19 protein-coding genes and 1 pseudogene are annotated in these 19,776 nt (G+C 59.4%); 8 read left to right on the forward strand and 12 right to left on the reverse strand.

Annotated features, from left to right (window positions below; translation table 11 throughout):
- The 7 genes from BN1800_RS14155 to BN1800_RS14185 all read right to left on the reverse strand — a co-directional run.
- On the reverse strand, window positions 1-139 hold a 139-nt coding region (locus BN1800_RS14155), incomplete at its 3' end, for a DUF1127 domain-containing protein (RefSeq protein ID WP_086998458.1).
- 659 nt (window positions 140-798) lie between these two features.
- Window positions 799-1,602: a hypothetical protein gene (locus tag BN1800_RS14160; RefSeq protein WP_086998462.1), complete on the reverse strand. Its 804-nt coding sequence runs from the start codon at window positions 1,600-1,602 to the stop codon at window positions 799-801.
- Between the two features lie 44 nt (window positions 1,603-1,646).
- Window positions 1,647-2,435 carry a hypothetical protein gene (locus tag BN1800_RS14165; RefSeq protein WP_086998465.1) on the reverse strand — a complete coding sequence of 263 codons (789 nt, stop codon included), beginning with the start codon at window positions 2,433-2,435 and terminating at the stop codon, window positions 1,647-1,649.
- An 81-nt stretch (window positions 2,436-2,516) separates the two neighbouring features.
- Window positions 2,517-3,758, reverse strand: a complete 1,242-nt coding sequence (locus tag BN1800_RS14170) for an alpha/beta hydrolase (RefSeq protein ID WP_086998700.1) — start codon at window positions 3,756-3,758, stop codon at window positions 2,517-2,519.
- Between the two features lie 124 nt (window positions 3,759-3,882).
- A complete protein-coding gene (locus BN1800_RS14175; RefSeq protein ID WP_086998468.1) occupies window positions 3,883-4,101 on the reverse strand; it encodes a hypothetical protein in 219 nt (72 codons plus the stop codon).
- Window positions 4,098-4,904: a DUF2092 domain-containing protein gene (locus tag BN1800_RS14180; protein ID WP_086998471.1), complete on the reverse strand. Its 807-nt coding sequence runs from the start codon at window positions 4,902-4,904 to the stop codon at window positions 4,098-4,100. Before BN1800_RS14180 ends, BN1800_RS14175 begins: the two co-directional genes overlap by 4 nt.
- Window positions 4,905-5,029: 125 nt before the next feature.
- On the reverse strand, window positions 5,030-6,835 hold the full coding sequence (locus BN1800_RS14185) for an adenylate cyclase (RefSeq protein WP_086998475.1): 1,806 nt from the start codon (window positions 6,833-6,835) through the stop codon (window positions 5,030-5,032).
- A 359-nt stretch (window positions 6,836-7,194) separates the two neighbouring features.
- Here BN1800_RS14185 and BN1800_RS14190 point away from each other — a divergent pair, with 359 nt between their 5' ends.
- The 8 genes and pseudogenes from BN1800_RS14190 (at window position 7,195) to BN1800_RS14225 (ending at window position 14,153) form a co-directional block, all read left to right on the forward strand.
- Complete coding sequence (locus BN1800_RS14190; RefSeq protein ID WP_086998478.1) at window positions 7,195-8,631, forward strand: DUF1254 domain-containing protein; 1,437 nt, start codon at window positions 7,195-7,197, stop codon at window positions 8,629-8,631.
- Between the two features lie 66 nt (window positions 8,632-8,697).
- A complete protein-coding gene (locus tag BN1800_RS14195; RefSeq protein ID WP_086998481.1) occupies window positions 8,698-10,215 on the forward strand; it encodes a DUF1254 domain-containing protein in 1,518 nt (505 codons plus the stop codon).
- A gap of 359 nt (window positions 10,216-10,574) precedes the next feature.
- Entirely contained in the window at window positions 10,575-10,841 is a 267-nt protein-coding gene (locus tag BN1800_RS14200) for a hypothetical protein (protein WP_086998484.1), read from the forward strand.
- Between the two features lie 59 nt (window positions 10,842-10,900).
- On the forward strand, window positions 10,901-11,329 hold the full coding sequence (locus tag BN1800_RS14205; RefSeq protein WP_086998487.1) for a cysteine rich repeat-containing protein: 429 nt from the start codon (window positions 10,901-10,903) through the stop codon (window positions 11,327-11,329).
- Between the two features lie 27 nt (window positions 11,330-11,356).
- The gene (locus BN1800_RS14210; RefSeq protein ID WP_086998490.1) at window positions 11,357-11,929 is read left to right on the forward strand and encodes an OmpA family protein; all 573 of its coding nucleotides are present in this window, start codon (window positions 11,357-11,359) and stop codon (window positions 11,927-11,929) included.
- Window positions 11,930-12,223: 294 nt separating this feature from the next.
- Window positions 12,224-12,815, forward strand: a pseudogene (locus BN1800_RS14220) (ion channel).
- Window positions 12,755-12,910, forward strand: coding sequence for a hypothetical protein (locus BN1800_RS41390; RefSeq protein ID WP_179213790.1), 156 nt, complete (start codon window positions 12,755-12,757; stop codon window positions 12,908-12,910). Before BN1800_RS14220 ends, BN1800_RS41390 begins: the two are co-directional and overlap by 61 nt.
- A gap of 205 nt (window positions 12,911-13,115) precedes the next feature.
- Complete coding sequence (locus BN1800_RS14225) at window positions 13,116-14,153, forward strand: LacI family DNA-binding transcriptional regulator (RefSeq protein WP_027511438.1); 1,038 nt, start codon at window positions 13,116-13,118, stop codon at window positions 14,151-14,153.
- Between the two features lie 6 nt (window positions 14,154-14,159).
- On the opposite strand, the gene BN1800_RS14230 is transcribed toward BN1800_RS14225, so the two are convergent.
- Genes BN1800_RS14230 through bglB form a run of 5 tightly spaced genes read right to left on the reverse strand, consistent with a single transcriptional unit; the run spans window position 14,160 to window position 19,766 of the window.
- Window positions 14,160-15,206, reverse strand: coding sequence for a carbohydrate ABC transporter permease (locus BN1800_RS14230; protein WP_179213795.1), 1,047 nt, complete (start codon window positions 15,204-15,206; stop codon window positions 14,160-14,162).
- A 13-nt stretch (window positions 15,207-15,219) separates the two neighbouring features.
- Window positions 15,220-16,215, reverse strand: a complete 996-nt coding sequence (locus BN1800_RS14235) for a carbohydrate ABC transporter permease (RefSeq protein ID WP_027511436.1) — start codon at window positions 16,213-16,215, stop codon at window positions 15,220-15,222.
- Window position 16,216: 1 nt separating this feature from the next.
- On the reverse strand, window positions 16,217-17,323 hold the full coding sequence (locus tag BN1800_RS14240; protein ID WP_086998502.1) for an ABC transporter ATP-binding protein: 1,107 nt from the start codon (window positions 17,321-17,323) through the stop codon (window positions 16,217-16,219).
- Window positions 17,311-18,675, reverse strand: a complete 1,365-nt coding sequence (gene pglB / locus BN1800_RS14245) for a polygalacturonase PglB (RefSeq protein WP_086998505.1) — start codon at window positions 18,673-18,675, stop codon at window positions 17,311-17,313. Before pglB ends, BN1800_RS14240 begins: the two co-directional genes overlap by 13 nt.
- Window positions 18,672-19,766, reverse strand: coding sequence for a beta-galactosidase BglB (gene bglB / locus BN1800_RS14250; RefSeq protein WP_086998508.1), 1,095 nt, complete (start codon window positions 19,764-19,766; stop codon window positions 18,672-18,674). Before bglB ends, pglB begins: the two co-directional genes overlap by 4 nt.
- Between the last annotated feature and the right edge of the window lie 10 nt (window positions 19,767-19,776).

Here is a 19,776-nt window from a genome sequence, read left to right on the forward strand (position 1 = left end):
CGAGCGATCCCCGGGCAATGCTGCGGATGTCGGCGCGGTCGATACCGAGGTCCTGCAGTTCACGGCTGGACATGCGGCCAAGTTCGTTAACGGTCTGACGGAACTTGCGCCAGTTGTTGAAAGAGCGTGCGACGTTCATGATAATCCCCTTTCCTGAGGGCTGTCTGACGTCAGCAACCTTGCTTGGCTCCGGCGTCGTTTCGATGATTGGAACATAGGCGTTTCAATCGGTTTAAAAAAGTGACAATCCCTCACTGCACCTATGCACAAGACGCATAGGCATGTCCGTGCCAAGGCGCAAACCTTCCGCATCCCGCCAACAGCGGATGCGCCGGGCAAGTCGCTGTTCGGCGGCAATTGCCCGGGCTACTTGGCCACGGTGGAGGAAACCTCCAAGCGAGTTTGCCGTGAGGGCCTGCTAAGGCCGGTACATGGTTCTGAGAGTATTGTTGCCATAGTTGGCGGCGGAAGCAGAGGTGTGGATGAGACGCCGCCAGATCGCGGTAGACGGAAACAACGTATTCTATTACCAGGACGGGCCCTGCCGACGCGCCGGTGCTGCTGCTGCCGCACGGCTATCCCCGTTTCTCATGACAGTTTCGAAGACTGATGCCCGCGCTCGCCGATCGCTGGTAGACGACAGCGCCGGACAGCTCGATGTTCCGACCGTTGATGGTCTTTACCGGAGCGTATGTTACGGGCGTTCAGCGCCGCATTTTCGTGCGGCCGCGCCGAGCAAGAAGGAAGGATTGCGGATATGTTTCGAATATCACGACGCTCCTTCGCGATAATGGACAATCACTTTGGAAAGAGGAACGTCAGCGCCACGCGGAAGCCGACCCCTTCAGGTCCGTTCGCGGGCGCATCGGCCCAATACCGGACGCCGGCCGTCAGGCTGATCGGATGCTTGTCGATGGTAATCAGCTTGGCGACCGTGAAGTTGATCGGCACCGACCAGTCGTTCGTTTCCCAGTTATAGGTGGACTCCGTGTTCAGCGAGAACGTCCAGGCGTCCTTGGTCGTGTAGGAGATGAACGGCTGGAGGAACGTCGAACTCACATCCTCCCGGTCGCTTTGACCAGCGAACGACCAGATGTGGTTACCGAGCATCCCGAACGTCCACGGGCCGTCCTGCTTGAGGACGACCGCTGTCGGACCCGCACCCCATTTGCCGCTTCCGAGTAATTCGTCCGTCGCCGTCGGAAGCAGGAACACGGGACCGACGCCCCAGACGATGCCGCTCTCGGTCGGCTTCGAAGGCGAGAAGAAGAAGCTTTGCGTTGTGTCGCCGAGACCGAACTGCGTTCCCGATGGCCCGGCGATGTCGTTCTGCCATGTGACTGGCAGGATGGTGCGCGAGATGATGTTCCAGTCCTCGTTTAACTCGAAGGGAATGACAGGCTGGATGTTCAGATTCGCCTTGTCGCCGTCGTTCGGACCATAGCCGTGGTCGTAGTTGAACTGGAACGGCACGCTGATGAGCGAGGCGATCGGATTTGAGAGCTTCTTCGCCAGGTCTTCATTCGACTGGGCGTATGCCAGCCCTGTACCGAGCCCAAGTGCCGTCAGGGTCATCACCGTCCGACCAGCTATGCTATTCATTTGATGCCATCCCCATTGAACATCGAATTTTCATGAGCCGCCGCCTAGAAGTGAAACGCGACGCCGATGATCGGACCCTGCTGGACGACGTCGAATACAAAACCATCGTTGTTATAGTTCACGCCTAACGCTCGGTAGCCGGCGACTGCAGAGATCGTGTCGGTGAACTTGTAGCCGAGCGCCAGGGAGACATCCCAGTCGACATCCGCGCCGCCGCCGCCGACAAGACCCCAGCCGGTGACGTAGATTTCAGGCGTGAAGAAGTAGTTCCCCTTGACACCAGCGAGGGCGTCGACCCAGGTCGCGCCATCGTCCGCTTCGCGGCCACCCAGGATGCCGCCGTTGAATCCGATGGTCGTATCGACCGACCAGACGCGAACGCCCCCGACGATGTCGAGATGACCCGACTGGCTCTCCAGCACCGAATATCCGGCCCCGAGCAGTCCAGCGAAGGTCTTCGAGGTCACATCGACGCTGTCTGCGAGAATGCCGTTTCGCGTGTTCGCGTCCGCTCCGAGCTTGGTGTAAATGATGTCGCCGAAGATACTGAAACGGTCGTACCGGGCTTCGCCTGCCGCCATGAAGGCGAAGTCGAGGTTCTCCAATAGGTCGCTGAAGCTGGAGTCGATATGGACTTCGGGCAGACCGAATTGCGCCACGTCTCCCGACAACCCCGCGGCCCAGAAGTAGGGGGCTGCGGTGTATGACCAGCCGCTTTCGCTTTCGACCACCTTGGCTTCCGGAATGCCAGGCGCGATGTCCGCGGTCCGTCCAGACGAAGCTACTGCAAGGCTCGCACAAAGAACCGCAGCGTGTACCAGAATTACCCTCATGAAAGTCCCCTTGAATTGCAGTCACGTTGGTATTGGCGAATCAAAGTATATCACTGGCCACCGAGGCTGGAATCTCGAATACTAGCGTTTGCAGTTCGGCGTCGGTCGTCCGTCCTCGCAGTGCTTGACCGTTGCTGCGCCCGGCCGCGCGCCATTCGTGCCTGCCACACTGCTGACGTGGCTCGCATAGTTGTCACGTGTGTCCTGATCGATCACGGCAACGGGCGCAGCTAGAACCAGACCCGCGACGTTGCCCGCCGCGGTCGCCGCCCCGCTGGTCGCCACCAAAATCTGGTCGCCAAGTCCGACGTGACTGTCGGTCAGCGTCTGCCCCTCCGAAATGCGCTGGCCTATGAGCTGGACGATCTGGGGAGATTCAGCAAATTTGCCGTGGTTCATGCTGTCGCCGGATTTGATCTTGGTGAGATCGATCACCATGATGTTGTTGTCCTCCAGCTCCTTCTTGTACGGAGCCTGCTCCGGATCGATGGCACCGAGCCGGGAAACGTCCCCCCAGACGCGGCGCGAAAACGCCAGCGCCTTGTCGTCGCGGGATACGAACAGCGTGAACTGCGGATGCTGCTTACCCATGTCGGCGATCTGCTGGCTGAACACATCGACGTCGACGTCGGGGGCCGCGAGCATGACATTCTTGAACTTCTCCGGCAGCCGGCCGTTGCGGATGGCCATTTGGCGCAGCGATTCCAACGCAAGCCAGTTACCCATCGAATGCGCCAGGATCGAGACTTCCTTCACCTCGGGATCCTTTGCCAGATACTGGAAGAGCGTCTCCAGGGCATTGCGGGTATAATTCGTGCTCTCACGGTCGTAGCCATATGCCAGCAGGCTGCCGCGCGAAGGCCATGTCACCAGCACTGGCGCGCTATGGACGCCGGAGTCATGGACGATCTGCGCGAAGCGGTAGACCGCATCCTCGAATCGGTTGTTGAAACCGTGAATGAAGACGAGAACGCTGCCGTCGGGGGTCTTCCTGACGGCAGCGCTCAGCCATCTCTTCGCTTCGTCGACGTCGAGGTCGTCGGCCTTCACGGTGGCGAAGTCCGTCGCAGGATTGGACGGCAGCCTCTTCGGCCAGGCGACCTGGCCTTCCTTGCGGACCTTGCTCGGAGGAATGGATATCGTCATGTCGGCGAAGGCGGGGGCCAGCGCACGTTCTCCGTTGAACATCTCTCCCGGCACGGTCGACCGGGTGCGGGTCGTCGCGATCAGCATGTCGACTTTCGGCGAGCCTGGAGACGTGTCGGCCACGGGGGTCAGCACATCCTTCGGATGGCCGCCACATCCGGGAAGTGCTGCAAGCACGGCACTCACAACAAGCCAACGAAGCCAGCCCTTCTTGGCCGACGCCCACCCAACGCAACAATGACTGCTCACCGATCGCCCTCATTCAACAAATGCTCACTGACAGACCCTCGACTGCCTCGTCCTAACAGTAGTAGACGCCCACCGCGCAGCGCCGGACGGTGCGCCGTGCCACTCCGGCGACGCTGACCGGAGTTAACGGCCGGCCGATCCGGGCTTCGGCCGGGGTCACGATCCCGATCCCGTCTGTCACGGGGATCGAAAGCTGCTCAGCGATCTCAAGACCGGAAATTCCGACGGCCGAGGCAATCAGGAGAACTCGCACGCGTTTGAACAGGGTCATTGCTTCGCTCCTTCTGCGAGGTGGTCGGGAAGCTCGTCGGTGTCCTTGAGCTTCGACAGATCGACCTTCTTGGCGTCCGTGGTGTTTTTGAACGTGTAGTCTGCCGCCGCAACGTCGGTGCCCGTCTTCCAGTCACTGATCTGGATGCTGTATTGCGGCCCCTGATCGACCTGGGTCGCGGTGATCACATACCTGCAGGGGTAGGGATGTTCGCCTTGCGCGATCCAGATCTGCCAGTCGACCTCCTTGGTGCGGAAGGCGAGGTGGTCGCACTCGGTACCGCCGATGACGCCGCTGCCGAGATCCTTCACGTCCGTCACGCCGTCCATCAACGTGCCGTAGACGTCGGGCAACAGAAGGTCGGCACCGGGAACAGGCCGATGCAGCTTGTCTCGCATCTCGTCGATCAGGTGAGCGATCGTTCCGGGCACCTCGGCCTGCGCATAGAGATTGGCGTCCTTGCCGAAGAGCGTCGCCGTCTTGCCATCGAATGTCACCTCGACGTTGGCAAACCCGCCATGCCGGGTGACGCGGAGCTTGTCGGGCCGGCCCATCTCCATCTTGCCGGAGCTTGCAAGCAGGATCTTTTGATGGTCGGGGGTTACGACCTCGAGATTGGTGTCGTAGTCAAATGAGATCGCCTTCTGCGAGGCGAGATAGTCCGACATCGCCTTCACCAGCTTCTTGGCGTCGGCTTCGTCAGCGCGGGTTGCCGACAAGGACCCGGAAACGATCAGGGCGAGGGTACCCGCCGCGAGCGCAGCCGAGAAACGATGCCGAAATTTTCGTGATTGTCTGGCCATCGACGCATGCCCTTCTGTATGGATCGTTGCAATCCGGCGAACTCTACAGTCGGGCGACGGCAAACGCCCGTAACATCTAGTAGCATCTGTACCGAAACGGCTCGGTGCACTGCCGTCCCACGGCGCTACCGTGGCACAAGTACAGCCGATCCTTGAGGCCGCCACAGCATCGCCTGCACCTCGTCGGACGCGGGAAGGCCAGCCTTTCTGATGTCCGCGATCAGTCTTGCCCTGTCGGCGGGTCGGAAGTTTCTCGCCTTGAGTTCGGCCACTACGTTGGGAATGAAATCCGGCTGCATCTCGTTGAAACTGAAAGCCTCGCGGCGCGCGTCGTCCATCATCCCCGCATTCACGTAGATCACCGCGGCGACGGCATGGAAGAGCGGAAACTTCTGGAGATCCGCCTGCTTGATCTCGATGACGGCGGTCTTGTTGTCATGCAGCATGTAGGCGGCGAGCGCTCGGGTGCCATGGTAGTAGCCGGCGCCGCCTGGGTTGAGGGCAAGAGCGCGGTCGAGCAGTTCAGCACCACGTTGCCATTCTCCACTCATCGCGACACGCGTACCAAACTCCCCGAGCAGTTCGGTATCATTTGGGTTGGTCGCCAACGCCTGTTCGCCAACGCGGAGGGCTTCGGAAACCTCCTGATGGAAGAATAACGCCGTCATCAGCGCCTGATGAGCGCGCGTGTTGTCCGGATCCAGTTGCACGGCGCGACGGGCCGCCTGCAAGCTGCGATTAATCGGAGGCGACCCGTTAATGTTCCGATTAAACCGGAACCGGTCCTCGTCGAGATAGATTATGGAGAGCATTGCCCATGCGGTTGCAAAGGATGGATAACGGGCGACGGCGCTTTCGAGGCACTCCCGCACGTCTAAGTGCCGCGTGGCGCTCAATTCCGCACGGTATCCATAGAAGCTCAGCGTGCAGCCATAGACACCGAGATCGTCAGGGGCCTGATTGGAGACGTCCGCCTGAGCCATGATGCCGTAGGGCTGGGCCACTGCGGTCGCCACCTTGTTAGCGACGTCAGACTGAATGCTCAACAGATCACCACTCTTGATGTCGTCGTCGTAGGTCTGCGACCACAGGATTTCGTCATTGTCGGTATCAAGCAGGCGCGCCGTCACGCGAATGCGGTCACCCGAAACACGAACGCCGCCCGCAAGGAGGAAGCTAGCGCCAAGCTCGCCACGCACCTGGGACGCCTCGACGCCGGACGGCAAGGACTTCGATGTCTCGCGACCGAAAACCCTGATTTCCTTGAAGCGAGGAAGGGCAGTCAAAAGCTCCTCGGTCAGGCCCGCGGTGTAAAGGGCTGCCTGCGGCCCGTCCCCGAGATTGGTGAACGGGGCGACGACGAGCGTCGGACCTTCCTTGATGGATCCCTGCGATGTAGAGCCCAACCTTGTGGGTAGCAAGCAGGCAGAAACGGCGAGCGCCACCATGACCACGCCGAGCATGATGCCAGCTCCAAGACCGAATGGCATCAATTTTTGTAATCGTTGACGCAGTGTGGCGGGCTGGTCGTAAGAAGACGCCGGAACCTCTTCGTTCCAGACGAAAGATGGCGCGTAACCGCCTTTGGGGATGTCGATTCTGATCGGATCATTTTGTCCGGCGACCAAGTAGTAGCGCTCCAGCGTGCGCCGCAGCCGACCAGCCTCTATACGGACTACGGGATCGTCCTGCTTAAACCCTTCGCGCCGCTTGAACACTTCGATGGCAATCGAATAGCCCTTGATGCGCTCGGCGCGGCCCGCAAGCGCCTCCTCCGTGACATAGGTGAGAAGGGCGGCGCTTCGGCCCACCTTCGGAAATTCGCAACTGGAAAAGATGCGCTCGAGCTGAGCGCGAATATCGTCCTGGTTCGGTGGAGCGCGTGACAAACACGTCGCAACATCGTGCGCCGCTGGCACTTGGTTCTGCACGGCTTACTCCTCACCCGCTCTTGAGGGTCGCGTATGCAAGAAAACGATTTTATTACCCCTATGGAATGTAACCTACACTAGAAATCGATCGCCGTCCATGACGATAAGATTGCGCCGGCGCAGTTCGTGCACGGCGAATTCAGGCTGGTGCTCTATCTGGAGTACTGCCCGATCAGCCGCACCATATGTCCGAGACGCGCGGCGCGATACTCGTATGTTACGGTTACATACTTGCGCTTTTACAGTGCCCGGTCACGATCGCGGTCGAAGGCAACCCCCTGTCTCCTGATCTGGATAGGGCGGGAAGTGCTGCCGAAGGGGATTTCGATAACTCATCGAATAATACAGGAGTACGGCAGATGTTGACGAAGCGAGATCTACTTCGCTCCGCCGCGGCGATCGCTGCCGGCGCCGCGATTGCAAGGCCAAGCCCGCTGATGGCGCAGAGCTACCCTGACATCATCGAGGCCAAGAACATCGCCGAGGAAGGCTTCATCTACGGCCTGCCGCTCGTGATGAATTATGCGGTCATGCACGAGTTCGCCGTCGACCCGAAGTCCAGCCAGTTCAAGGCGCCGTTCAACAAGATCGACAACCTCAACCACGTGGCGACCTACGAAGACACAGCAGTCGTCACGCCGAACAGCGACACGCCATACTCCATACTGTGGCTGGATCTGCGTGCCGAGCCGATGGTGATCTCCGTGCCGGCGGTGGAGAAGGAGCGCTATTATTCGGTGCAATTGATTGACGGCAACACCTACAACTTTGGCTACATGGGTAGCCGCGCTACGGGCAACGATGCGGGCTCCTATCTCGTTGTCGGACCCGACTGGAAGTCCGAAAAGCCCACGGGCATCAATCAGATCTTTTCCTCGACCACCCCGTTCGTGTTCGCCAACTTCCGGACCCAGCTTATCAACGTCGAAGATATGCCGAACGTGGAGAAGGTGCAGGCCGGCTACGACGTGCGGCCGCTGTCGACCTTCCTCAAGCAACCCGCACCCCCAGCCGCCCCGACGATCGATTTCCTGCCGGCCACGACGCAGGGCATCAAGGAAAACTTCTTCGATTATCTCGATGCCACCCTCGAGTTCGTGCCGCCCACGGAAGAGGACAAGGCCATTCGTGCCAAGCTCGCACGTATCGGTGTGGGTCCGGGTAGATCGTTTGCTTTCAAGGAGCTTCCGATCGCTCACAAGCTGGAAATCGGGCTTGGCATGAAGGATGGCGATGAAAAGGTCACCAAGTTTGCGGCCAGCGGAAACAAAACGATCAACGGTTGGAGCGTCGGTTCGTTCTTTGGCGACCGCACCTTTTACAAGGGAGATTGGCTAAAACGTGCCGCCGCTGCCAAGGCGGGTCTCTACGGAAACGATGCTGTGGAAGCCATGTATCCCTTTACCCGTACGGATGCGGCAGGCGAAACACTCGACGCCAGCAAGCACAACTACACGATCACCTTTCCCGCCGGGCAACTCCCGCCGGTGAACTCCTTCTGGTCGGTGACGATGTACGACGGCAAGAGCCAGCTCCTGATCAAGAACCCGATCAACCGATATCTCATCAACTCGCCGATGTTGCCGGGGATGAAGAAGAACGAGGACGGTTCGCTCACGCTCTATATCCAGAAAGACAGCCCCGGCGCGGACAAGGAGGCAAACTGGCTGCCTGCGCCCAATGACACGATCTATCTCGTGATGCGGCTCTACTGGCCGAAGACCGAAGCACCTTCCATCCTGCCGGCCGGCGAAGGCACTTGGCAGCCGCCCGGTATCAATGTGGCGCAATACTAAATCCACACCATGAATTATCTCGACCAGGGCTGACGCATGGCGTCGGATGCCGATGAGGAGAAAACAATGATACGCACGACGAGACTGCTTTGCGCCACCGTTTCGGTGGTGCTAATGGGCCTTACCCCGGCTTCCGCCGAAGCACCGACGATGAAAATGGCGACGCCAATACCGGATTCGATCGTCACGCCGGAGAGTGTGGACACCAGGATCGGCAAGCTGAATTTTTTCGATGGCTTCCCGGATGACGCCACTTCGGAGAAGATCTACGACAATCTCGATTTCATGCGCGGCGTCGATGCTTTTCTTAACGCCATGCCCGGTGCTTCGGTCGAAGCCCTGCGGGTTGGACTGGCCGGCCAGGGCGCGGACAACAATCAGACCATCCTGATCTTCGAAAATCTCATGGACTCGCGTTCGTTGTTCCTGACCGGCAACACGGAAAGCATCTACAATCTCATGTGGCTCGACACCAAGGCCGGTCCGCTGGTCATCGAGACGCCACCCAACATCCTGGGAATGATCGACAACCACTGGTTCGAATATGTCGGCGATGTCGGCAATGCCGGTCCAGACAAGGGCAAGGGTGGAAAATACCTGCTCTTGCCGCCGGGCTACGAGGGCAAGGTCCCCGAAGGTTATTTCGTGTTGCGCACGTCGACCTACGGAAACCTGTTTTTCTGGCGCGGCTTCCTCGAAAATGGCAGTACTGCAACTGCGGTCGAAAACACCAGGAAATTCGCCAAGGTGTATCGTCTTTCGGAAGCCGACAACCCGCCGCAGATGAAGATCATCAACGTTTCTGGCAAGGAGTTCAACACCATCCATGCCAATGATTTTCACTTCTACGAGGAAGTGAACAACATCGTCCAGTACGAGCCGAACGAGGCCTATCACCCGGAAGTGCTGGGACAGCTCGCCGCCATCGGCATCGAAAAGGGCAAACCCTTCGCACCCGACGAGCGGATGAAGAAGATCCTCACCGACGCCGTGGCCGTCGGCAATGCGACAGCGCGCACCATCACCTTCAAGGCCCGCATGAAAGACGCCTATTATTATCCAGACAGTGCCTGGTTCACCGGCTTTGTCGGCGGCAGCTACGCGTTTCTTCTGCAGCCCGGCGTTCGCTATCTGGATGCCCGTGTCCTGTTCCATTACTACGCGACGGGCATCACGCCGGCCATGGCGATAAAGCGGGTCGGCATCGGTTCGCAATACGCCGGTGCCACGACCGATAAGGACGGCAAGCCGTTCGATGGCAGCAAAACCTATAAGGTGCACCTGCCGCCAAACATTCCGGCAAAGGAATTCTGGTCGTTCGTCGTGTATGACAATCAGACGCGATCGATGCTGCAGACAGACCAGCAATTCCCCAGCATTGGAAGCGACAAGAAAGACATTGTTATAAACGCGGACTCCTCAGTCGATGTCTGGTTCGGCCCGACAGCGCCGGAGGGCCATGAGGCCAACTGGGTCCAGACGGTTCCTGGCAAGGGCTGGAACGTTCTTCTTCGCCTCTACGGCCCGCTGGAATCGTGGTTCGACAAGACCTGGAAGCCGGGCGAGATAGAACTGGTGGAGTGATCACAAAACGCCCGCTTGAGTAGTAGGAAGGTTGATTTTGTCAGCACGCGATGAGACGGGAATTGAAGCAATCAGGGGCTAGCTCGTTGAATGTGACAGTGATCCTGACGTCCATCAGCTGCTCGTGAAGGAGTGGCGTCCGATCGCCTGGCTTGGTCGTCATGCCGTCATGATGGCGACCTACGCGATCGGGGCGATGGCGACGTTCTGGTTCGTCGAGCGCGTGTCGACGTTCTAAGCAGGCGCGTCGGCCACGGGACCGTTGGTTACTGTAACATACGCTCCGAAAGGAGAGATTTGCATCATCATGTCCTGAGATCGCCTGCTGCCAGGCGACACATGCGAATGGATGAAACCGGATGGGGAACGGTGTTGGGTTCGTAAAGAGCTGCTTCCAGCAGCGCGCAAAAGTCATCGAGGAACTCGCCGCACGCAACGAGGAGTTTCGCGACCTCTGCGACGACTTCGAAATTGCGAACAACGAGGAAATGCAATGGGAACAGTCGACCGCTCCTGAGCGTGACGAGCGCGTCGCAGAGTATCAGGAACTCGTCGACAGCCTCCGGACCGAGATCGAGCAGTCCCTCGATAGAGCCTCGGTCGTCCCGTTCAAACCGCCACGATGATAACTGCCAAGCATTCGACGTAAATTCACCACTTCAGAACAATCGCTTCAGGAGGGACAATGATGATAGACAGAGTTGGCATCTTCGCAGGAACGGCGCTCGCCGCCTTCCTCGCCCTAACCGCGGTCGGTCGGGCCGACACGATCAGCTACGCCGATGCGGTAACGACGCTTGCCAAAGAGTGCGGCGCCGACATCAAGAAGTTCTGCAACGGAGAGAACCTCGGAAACGGTCGCATCCAGGCCTGCCTCGAGAAGAACGCGTCAAAGGTCTCCCCGACCTGCACATCGACGCTTGGAAGCGTCATGACATCGGTCGCGCAGCGCCAGGAAGCGCAGGCGTCGGTGTTCAAGGTCTGCCAGCATGACATCTCCCAGTACTGCAACAGCGTGAAGGGCGACGGGAACATTCTCTCCTGCCTCGTCGAGACAAAGCGCGTGGACAACAAGGCTTGCAACCAGGCAATCACCGACGCTGGATGGCGGTAAGCCATGACCGTAAACAGGGGGAACAAGATGATCACTCATGGCCTTCGCATTTCACTGGCAGCACTCGGCCTGCTACTGGCTCCGTGCATCGCTTCAGCCCAGCAGCTCGACAACACGCAGATCATGACCACTCTCGGACAGGTCAAGGCGGCAGCACCCGCCGTCGATGTCGCTCTGCTCGTGGAGGAAGCCAACGCCAATGTCGGGAAGGGCGTCGCGGCGCTCCCCAACTGGAGCAAGTTGTCAGAGCTCTCGCAGTTGATCGTCGAGATCGATTTCGAAAACAACTCGACTGCCATCGCGCCGAAATCCTACCGCACCGTCGGGCTCATCGCGGACGCGCTGCACCATCCGGACCTGTTCCGGTACAAGTTCCTGATCGTCGGACACTCGAGCGCGACGGGAACGGCCAAGCACAATCTCGAACTCAGCCAGAAACGCGCCGACGCGATCAACGAAGCGTTGTCGACCACGTTCGCGGTTTCGCCTGATCGCCTTTTTTCAGTCGGAGCTGGCGAGGAATGGCCGATCGATCCAGGTCACCCGGAGTCGGCAGACAACCGACGTGTTCAGCTGATCAATCTGGGACTGCTGAAATAATGCCACTCAGTGCAAAAACGGGAGGAAGCAGATGCTTAGAATGCCCCCGTCTGGCGTGGCGGATGGTATGCCCATCCTGGCGCATATTACGGAGCGGGCGTCGTTGCGGGGGCGGCAATCGGTGCTGCAGTCGCCGAGGATCGTCGCTATTATCCGCCTCCGGCGTGCGGATATTACCCGTATCCGCCCTGCTACTAGCACCAGGGTATAGCAACATGCCCGTGCTGGTTTCGGCCCGCTGGAAGGCTTGTTACGGGCCTTCCAGCGGTGGTTGCAAGACCGAGGACGTAGCAATTGGACCATCTATCGAATCCTGATCCACTTCTGGAAATACTCGTCGGCACTGTGTTTCTGATCGTGGTCATCTTCGTGCACGGCGCTGGTATCCGGAGCATCAGCCTTCGGTTCAGCAAGTCATGGGCAGGCGTCACGAATGCCACGCCGCATTGGCGGTTGAACCTGATGCTAGCGGTGACGATTGCTGCGCTGGCGATCCTGCATTTCACAGAGACGCTGATCTGGGCGGTACCTCTCTATGTCAGGGCCATCATCCCGTCGATGCGCGACAGCTACTACTACGTCCTGGAAAGCTATACGACGCTGGGGGAGGGCAACGTCACTCTCCCGGACCACTGGCGTCTGCTCGGGCCAATCATTGGGATGTCGGGGTTGTTCACCTTCGGTTGGACGGGGAGCGTCCTGGTCAGCATCATGACCGACTTCGGCAAGTTCGACAGACTGCAGGCGAAACGGGAGCAAAGGGAGGAGGAGAAGGCGGACTCATGAGGATGACCGCCTTCTCGAAGACGACGCCTGGAGATTCGATTGGCTGCAGCCGCCTCGTGGGACGGGGCCGATGACGACGGCACCGTCGACAAGTGGCTGACCAATTTTAACAACATGTTCAAGGAGTTCGGCACGGTGAAGGACCCGCTGCCACCCGCCAGCTACTACGAATCGAAGCTTTTCGCTTCGGCTTGAAGTGTCCGTTCTGCATGTGGTCAAGGATCTGCCGCCAATGAAAAACGCCAACCAAATGGGGCCTGCCGGCCTCCTTGCCGCCGTCATTGTCGAACAGAGCGATGAAAACTGGCACGACACACGTAGCATTTTTAAAGTTTTTATGTGAAAACATCGAGTTAGCTTATATGCATTCGAAGGCGCGACTGGAATTCGTGACGGAAAAGTGGAACGCAAAGTCAATCTCAAAGATGTCGCGCGCGATGCGGATGTGTCCCTGAGCACAGCCTCGCACGCCCTGAACGGAACCGCGCCTCTGACGATCGAGGTGCGCGAGAGGGTTCTGAACTCGGCGAAGCGGCTAGGCTATCTTGAGCGCAGGAGGGAAAAGGCGACGATTGCGGCGTTGCGCGTTTTGCTTCTGGCGATTCCTGACGATGCGGCTCCGCAAAGCGACCTCAACCTGGTGAGCTGGACGATCCTCAACGGTCTTCGAAGAGAGTGCGAGCGGCGCGGGATCAGGATAGTGCCCTTCGTCAGCACCGGCCGGAGAATTGATGGAGCGCAGGTAAGACAGATTGCGCTTTCGGAGCGTGCCGACGGTATTGTGATCTTGAACGACGATCACGCGGAACTCATCCGAAGCGTTGCCTCTGCCGGCATGCCTGTCGTCGTTATAAACGGTGAGGATCCGGCCATGCTTGTCGATACGGTCACGCCCGAAAATCGCTTCGGCGCGCGCTTGGGCATCGAACATTTGCTCGCGCTCGGACATCGCCGCATCCTGCACCTCACCTGGAAGGGCCGAACGACGATCCAGCGCCGATATGACGGCTTTTCCGACGCGTTTCTTGCCGCGCAGCTTCCTGTTCTGGACGACATGATCGTGGAAGCTGAAGGATATGAGCCCAGGCATGGCGAGGCTGCCATCAATGCACTGCTTGATCGGGATCCTTTAATGCGAGGGGCGACCGCCATATTCTGCGCCGCCGACAACTTGGCGCTTGGGTGCCTGAAGGCGTTGGCCGATCGCGACATTCGCGTGCCGGAGGCGATTTCGGTGCTGGGATTCGATGACATCGTGCGCGGCGAGTTCAGCCGTCCGCCGCTGTCGACGGTCAGCGTTCCGGCCGACAGACTCGGCGCTGCTGCCTTGTCCCTCATCGAACAGCGGCTGATTGCCAACGATCCGCAGCGGCCGGCACATCGCCTGGAACTCGGATGCCATCTCGTTTTGCGCGGCAGCGTTGCGCCGCCGCGCTGACCCAGATCACTTCATCCCTGTTCCGGCGATGCCTGTGGTGATGTATCTCTGCAGAAACACGAACACGATCGTGACAGGCAGCAGGCTGAGAAACGTCATCGCCAGGATGTAGTGCCACTGCACCGAGAACTCTCCCTGGAATGCATTCAGGCCGACCTGCAGTGTGAAGTTCTCGCGGCTGTTGAGGACGATAAGCGGCCAGAGGAAATCATTCCAGCGCCAAAGGACGGAGAAGATCGCCAGCACCGCCAAAGCAGGCGCCGTCAGCGGCAGGATGATGCGCCAGAAGATGCAAAATTCGCTTGCCGCATCAACGCGTGCAGCCTCGATGAGCTCATCCGGTATCGTCAGCATATATTGCCGCAACAGGAACACGGCTGTCGGGGAGGCGATCGTCGGCAGGATGACCCCCCAGAGGTTATCGGCAAGGCCAACTCCCACGATGACAAGATATGCCGGGACCATGACGACGGCGAGCGGGATCATCAGGGTTGAAATGATGATCACGAAAACCGTCGTGTCGCCGCGAAACCGGTATTTCGACAGCGCAAAAGCTGCCAGGGCATTTACCAGCAGCGTCAGAATCGTTGCGACGAACGTGACAAACACCGAGTTCTTGAGGAAGGTCAGGAAGTTGAAACGCGTCAACGGATCGGCGTAATTTTGCGTGGCCACGGTCAACCGCTGCACGGGCGTTATGCTCTTCACGTCGACGCCCACGGGCTTTCCCGGATTTGCAGGGTCAACCATCTGGGCTTTGAGGCCGATACGGCGAACCATGGCCATTTCGCGCTTCTCGCCGTCAATGGTGACTTGCCAGAGGCTGAGCGGCTTGTCGAAACCGGACACCGTCTGCTCGACGGCAGCGCGGGGTAGCAGCGTCGGCGGAAACCGGGTGATTTCGGCGGCCGGCTTTAGCGAGGAAAGGCCCGCCCAGACAACAGGAACGAGCACCGCAAGGGTGCCGGCGAACAACCAGACCCATGACAATATGTCGGTTACATCGACGCGTTCGGTCCGTCGCGTGCGCGTCAGAAATCGGATCGGATTCATAAGGCTGTTCATTTTATGACTCCATCCGCCGGCCAAGGCGCAGCTGTATGAGGGTCAGCACCAGGAGCACGGCACCCATCAGAACGGATGCTGCGGATGCAAGGCCGAAGAGGCGAAGATCGCTGCCGAAGGCCATCTGGTAGATGTATTGGACGATAAAGCTGTTGGCTGTGCCCGGGCCGCCGCCGTTCGTCAGAACCCAGGCTTCGTCGAAAATCTGGACGGACCTGATCATCAGAAGGATCAGAACGACCAGCAGGTTCGGCCCGAGGAGCGGCAGCGTGATCCTGAAAAGCGTGCGCCGAGGCGAGGCCGCGTCGATTGAGGCTGCTTCATAAAGCTCCTTCGGGATAGCCTGAAGGCCGGCCAGGAGGATGAGCGTATAAAAGCCCATGTGAAACCAGACGGAGACAACCACGACGAAGAAGCGCGACCAGCCGACATCCAGAAGAAAGATTTCCGGCGGCACGCCGAGCATCTGCAGGAAGGCGTTTAGCAGGCCGTTTCGATCGAGGAACCATTTCCAGATCAGGCCAATGACGACCGGAGACAGCAATACCGGATAGAAAAAGATTGCCCTGAAGAAGCCTCGCGCGGCAATCGCTCGATTGAGTATCAGTGCGGTGATGAGTGCCACGAGCAATGTGGCAACGACGTTGAATGCCACGAACCAAAGGGTATTCCACACAGCCGTCCAGAACAGCGATTCCCGGCACGTTCCGGGCCTCAGATAATCGTCGCAGGCAAGCAGGGTGCGGAAATTGTCGAATCCGACGAACGGCCGGTCCGATACGAAAAGATTCGTCCCGCCGGTAAAGGCGTAGCCGACTGCAATCGCGATGGGAAGGAATGTGAATATGCCGAACAGAACCAGGTTCGGCGTCAGAAACAGCCATGGCATGCGTTTGCGGCCAAGCACTCGCTCCATTGCATTCACGGGGGCCTCGACCACCCTCATGATTGTTTCGCCCGCCTGGTAAAGCAATGCGCCTCCCTTGAGCGTCGCCATGTCAGAGCCCCCCTTTTCCCTGCCGCCGGCCAAAAGCCAGACCGCTTTCGGGATCGAACAGATGAACGCGCTCAGGAGTGGAGTTGATCAGGATGCGATCGCCTGGGGATGGCGCGAAATGGCCTGCCTCATGAATGATGATCTGCGCGTCCTCACCCTCCAAGTGGCCATAGACGTAGGTTTCGGTTCCAAGACCCTCGTGATACTGAACGATGAACGGCAGGCCAGCCTGGCTGGAGCGTGCGAAGTGCGCGGGCCTGACGCCGGCCAGCACCGCCTGCCCGACGTTGAAGCCAGCAGGCTCCACGTCACTGGCGAGCTTGCCGCCGTTGCCGACGTCGATGGAGACGCCGTCTTCGCCGACACTGGCCACCTTGCCTTTCATGATGTTCATGCGCGGAGAGCCGAGAAAGCCGGCCACGAAGAGATTTCGCGGCCGATCGAACAGTTCCAGCGGGGCGCCGACCTGCTCCACCTGCCCGCTGCGCAAGACGACAATCTTGTCGGCCATCGTCATCGCCTCGACCTGGTCGTGCGTGACGTAAACCATCGTGGTCTTGATCTCGCGATGGAGCTTGGTGATTTCGGCTCGCGTCTGAACGCGCAGTGCGGCATCGAGGTTCGAAAGCGGCTCGTCGAAGAGAAAGATATCCGGTTCGCGCACGATCGCCCGGCCGATCGCGACCCGCTGGCGCTGCCCGCCTGAAAGTTGCTTCGGACGCCGGTCCAGATAGGGTTCGATTGCCAGCATTCTGGCCGCTTCGGCAATGCGCGCTTCGATCTCGCTACGCTTGAACTTGAGGTTCTCCAAGCCGAAAGCGAGGTTCTTGCGAACGCTCATATGCGGATAAAGCGCGTAGGACTGGAAGACCATTGCGATTTTGCGCTCGGCCGGCGAGAGCTGGCTTACATCCCGCCCGCCGATCGAGATTGCACCGGATGTTATGTCTTCGAGTCCCGCAATGATGCGCAGCAACGTCGACTTCCCGCATCCCGAGGGACCTACGAAAACGACGAACTCGCCATCTGTGATATCAAGGTCGACATCATGGAGGACTTTGACGGCGCCATACGATTTGTTGATAGTAGAAAGCTTCAGTTCTGCCATGCCCTGCTCCCATCAGGTGTCGCCGTTTCGAAGGCGACGTCTATCTTGTTCCAGCCCTGCGGCAACGGCGCCGGCCTCTTGATCAGCACCTCTTCCATAAAGATCCCGGTAATCCCGGCCAGGTATGCGGCTGGCATTCCTCCTGGATAGCGCTGCAGTCCGATCACCTGTCCGTCCGAACCGCGGGTCCAGGCATTGGCGCGGCCGCCTCCATCGGCCTTCGGCGCCAAATCCGCATTCGTCGGGCGCAGGTCGTAGGATTGCCCGGTGCCCAGCTGCCCCGCCTGCTGATCCAGCTTGATGCGCGCCAACCGGATATTTCGAATGCCGGCGGAAGACGTCGAAATCAACGTGATCGCTCCCTCCATCTCGCCGGTTATGTCCTCGACGATCAGATTCTCGATGGCACCGGCAGTCCGCTCCGCCACACGGTCGACGGCATTGATCGTAAGCGCCTCTCCAGAGCCCCAGAAGCCGTCGAGCGTCTCCCGGCACTCTACTGCAATTCTCGAAAACCTGACGTTCGATATTCGTCCGCCGTCGCGCGAGAAGACGCCCAACGCACGGTTGGAGGCCGAGACGTTGCAATCCTCGAACACGACATTGGTCACGTCGCCATGCGTTTCCGTGCCGATCTTGAGCGCGCAGCTCAGGCTTTGGACCGAGCAGCGGCGGACGAGGATGTTTTGGCACTGCCCTATGGCGGCACCTGCCGGACCAATACTCGTCTTCAGGCATATGCCGTCGTCGGCGGTCGATATCAGGCAATCTTCGATGACGGCGCCGCGGCACGCATCGAGGACGATGCCATCCGTATTGGGGAGACGACGGTCGTTCTCGATCGTCACGCCCCTGACCGCAACATCCGTGCAGTCGATGAAATGCAGCGTCCACATCGGCGAGCGGGAGATATGGATGGAACTGATCTCAACGCCGTCACATGCCTCGAAGACGACAACGCGTGGCCGAAATTCGGCTGGGATGAAGGTCCCCACCGTTTTGTCGTCTCCCACGATGAAGCTGTCGCAACCGGCCTCGATGCGGCCCGAGCCCGTCAGGCTGATCCACCGCGCATTCTTGGCGACGATCATGCCGCGGTTCGACTTCTCGGCAATGACCGAAACGGTCGTATGCGCATATGCGTCATAGTCCGGAACCGGACGCAGGATCGCGCCGGCGGCCAGGTGAAGATCGACGCCGGACTTGAGCTGGAGCCCCCGGCAGACATGGATACCGGCCTCAAGAACAACGCGTCCGCCGCCTGAAGCCGATACCTCGTTGATCGCCGCTTGCAATCGAGCTGTATCGTCGCTGCCGATCGCATCGATCGAGATAGGAGAGGTCGGGCTCATTGCTCGTGACCGCGCTCCAGGAGGACTTCCGTCAGGAGCAACATGGTGAGCGCCTGGCCGTAGGGCGTCGGCACATTCGGTATGCGCCTGTAGAAATCAAGATCATGACCCATCGGCGTACCATCTGAGACGCCGTGTACGACACCTTCCTCATCGATGCGCGCGAGCACCGCCGCAAGCGCACGCTCTGCGTGGGCCCTGTCGCTGTTGTCGAGAATGCCGGCATCCACGGCGCGGAGGATGCCGTAGGCAATTCCGGCGGTGGCTGAGGTCTCCAACGGAGACGACGGGTCGTCCAGCAGGGTCGTGAACATGCCGTCGGGCCTCTGGCACCTCTTCAGCGAGCGCACCTGGCTGGCAAGAACGTTTGAAAGAAAACGGCGGTCTTTCTCCCCAAGGGTCGGAACGAGATCGAATAGTTCCGGGATTGCCACCGTGATCCAGGCATTGCCGCGAGCCCAGAAGGCATTGGCAAAATTGTGCCGCCCATTGAACGTCCAGCCGTGATACCACAGCCCGCTCACCGGATCGGACAGGTAGCGCGTGTGGATCACGAACTGATAGACGGCTTCATCGATCCATTCGCTGCGTTCGCAAAGCACTCCCGCCCGGGCCAGAAAGAGGCAGGCCATGAACAGCGTGTCGTCCCAAAGTTCGCCATCGTTGAGGCGCTCTTTGACAACGTGCTGAAACCCACCGTCTTCCGTTTTGGGCAGCTCTTTGACGAGCCATTCGGCCCAGTCCTCGACAAGCGCGCGAAAATCGGGACGATCGACATGCTGAACGAGGATCGCAAGCGGCAGCATCGGAGCCGTGCTGTTGATCTGGCGTGGCGGGAGGCCGCGCTCGATCTGGCCGCTGTACCAGGCCACAAGCTCCTGAAGCGCTTTTTGATCATTGGTGGAGATTGCGCGTCTCAAGAAGCCATAAAGACCGACGCCAACCTCCCAATCCCATTCGTCGAACTGGATCCCTAAGGCGGGCCCGGCCGTCACCAGACCTTCCTTGATGCCCTTGAGACGGCTGAAAGCCGCCGCGACGCGATCGATCGTCGTCAGAAGGACGGCGTTGTCGACAGATGTTGGGTTCATACTGGCACCT

This window comes from Rhizobium sullae (assembly GCF_900169785.1).
Taxonomy (GTDB): Bacteria; Pseudomonadota; Alphaproteobacteria; order Rhizobiales; family Rhizobiaceae; genus Rhizobium; species Rhizobium sullae.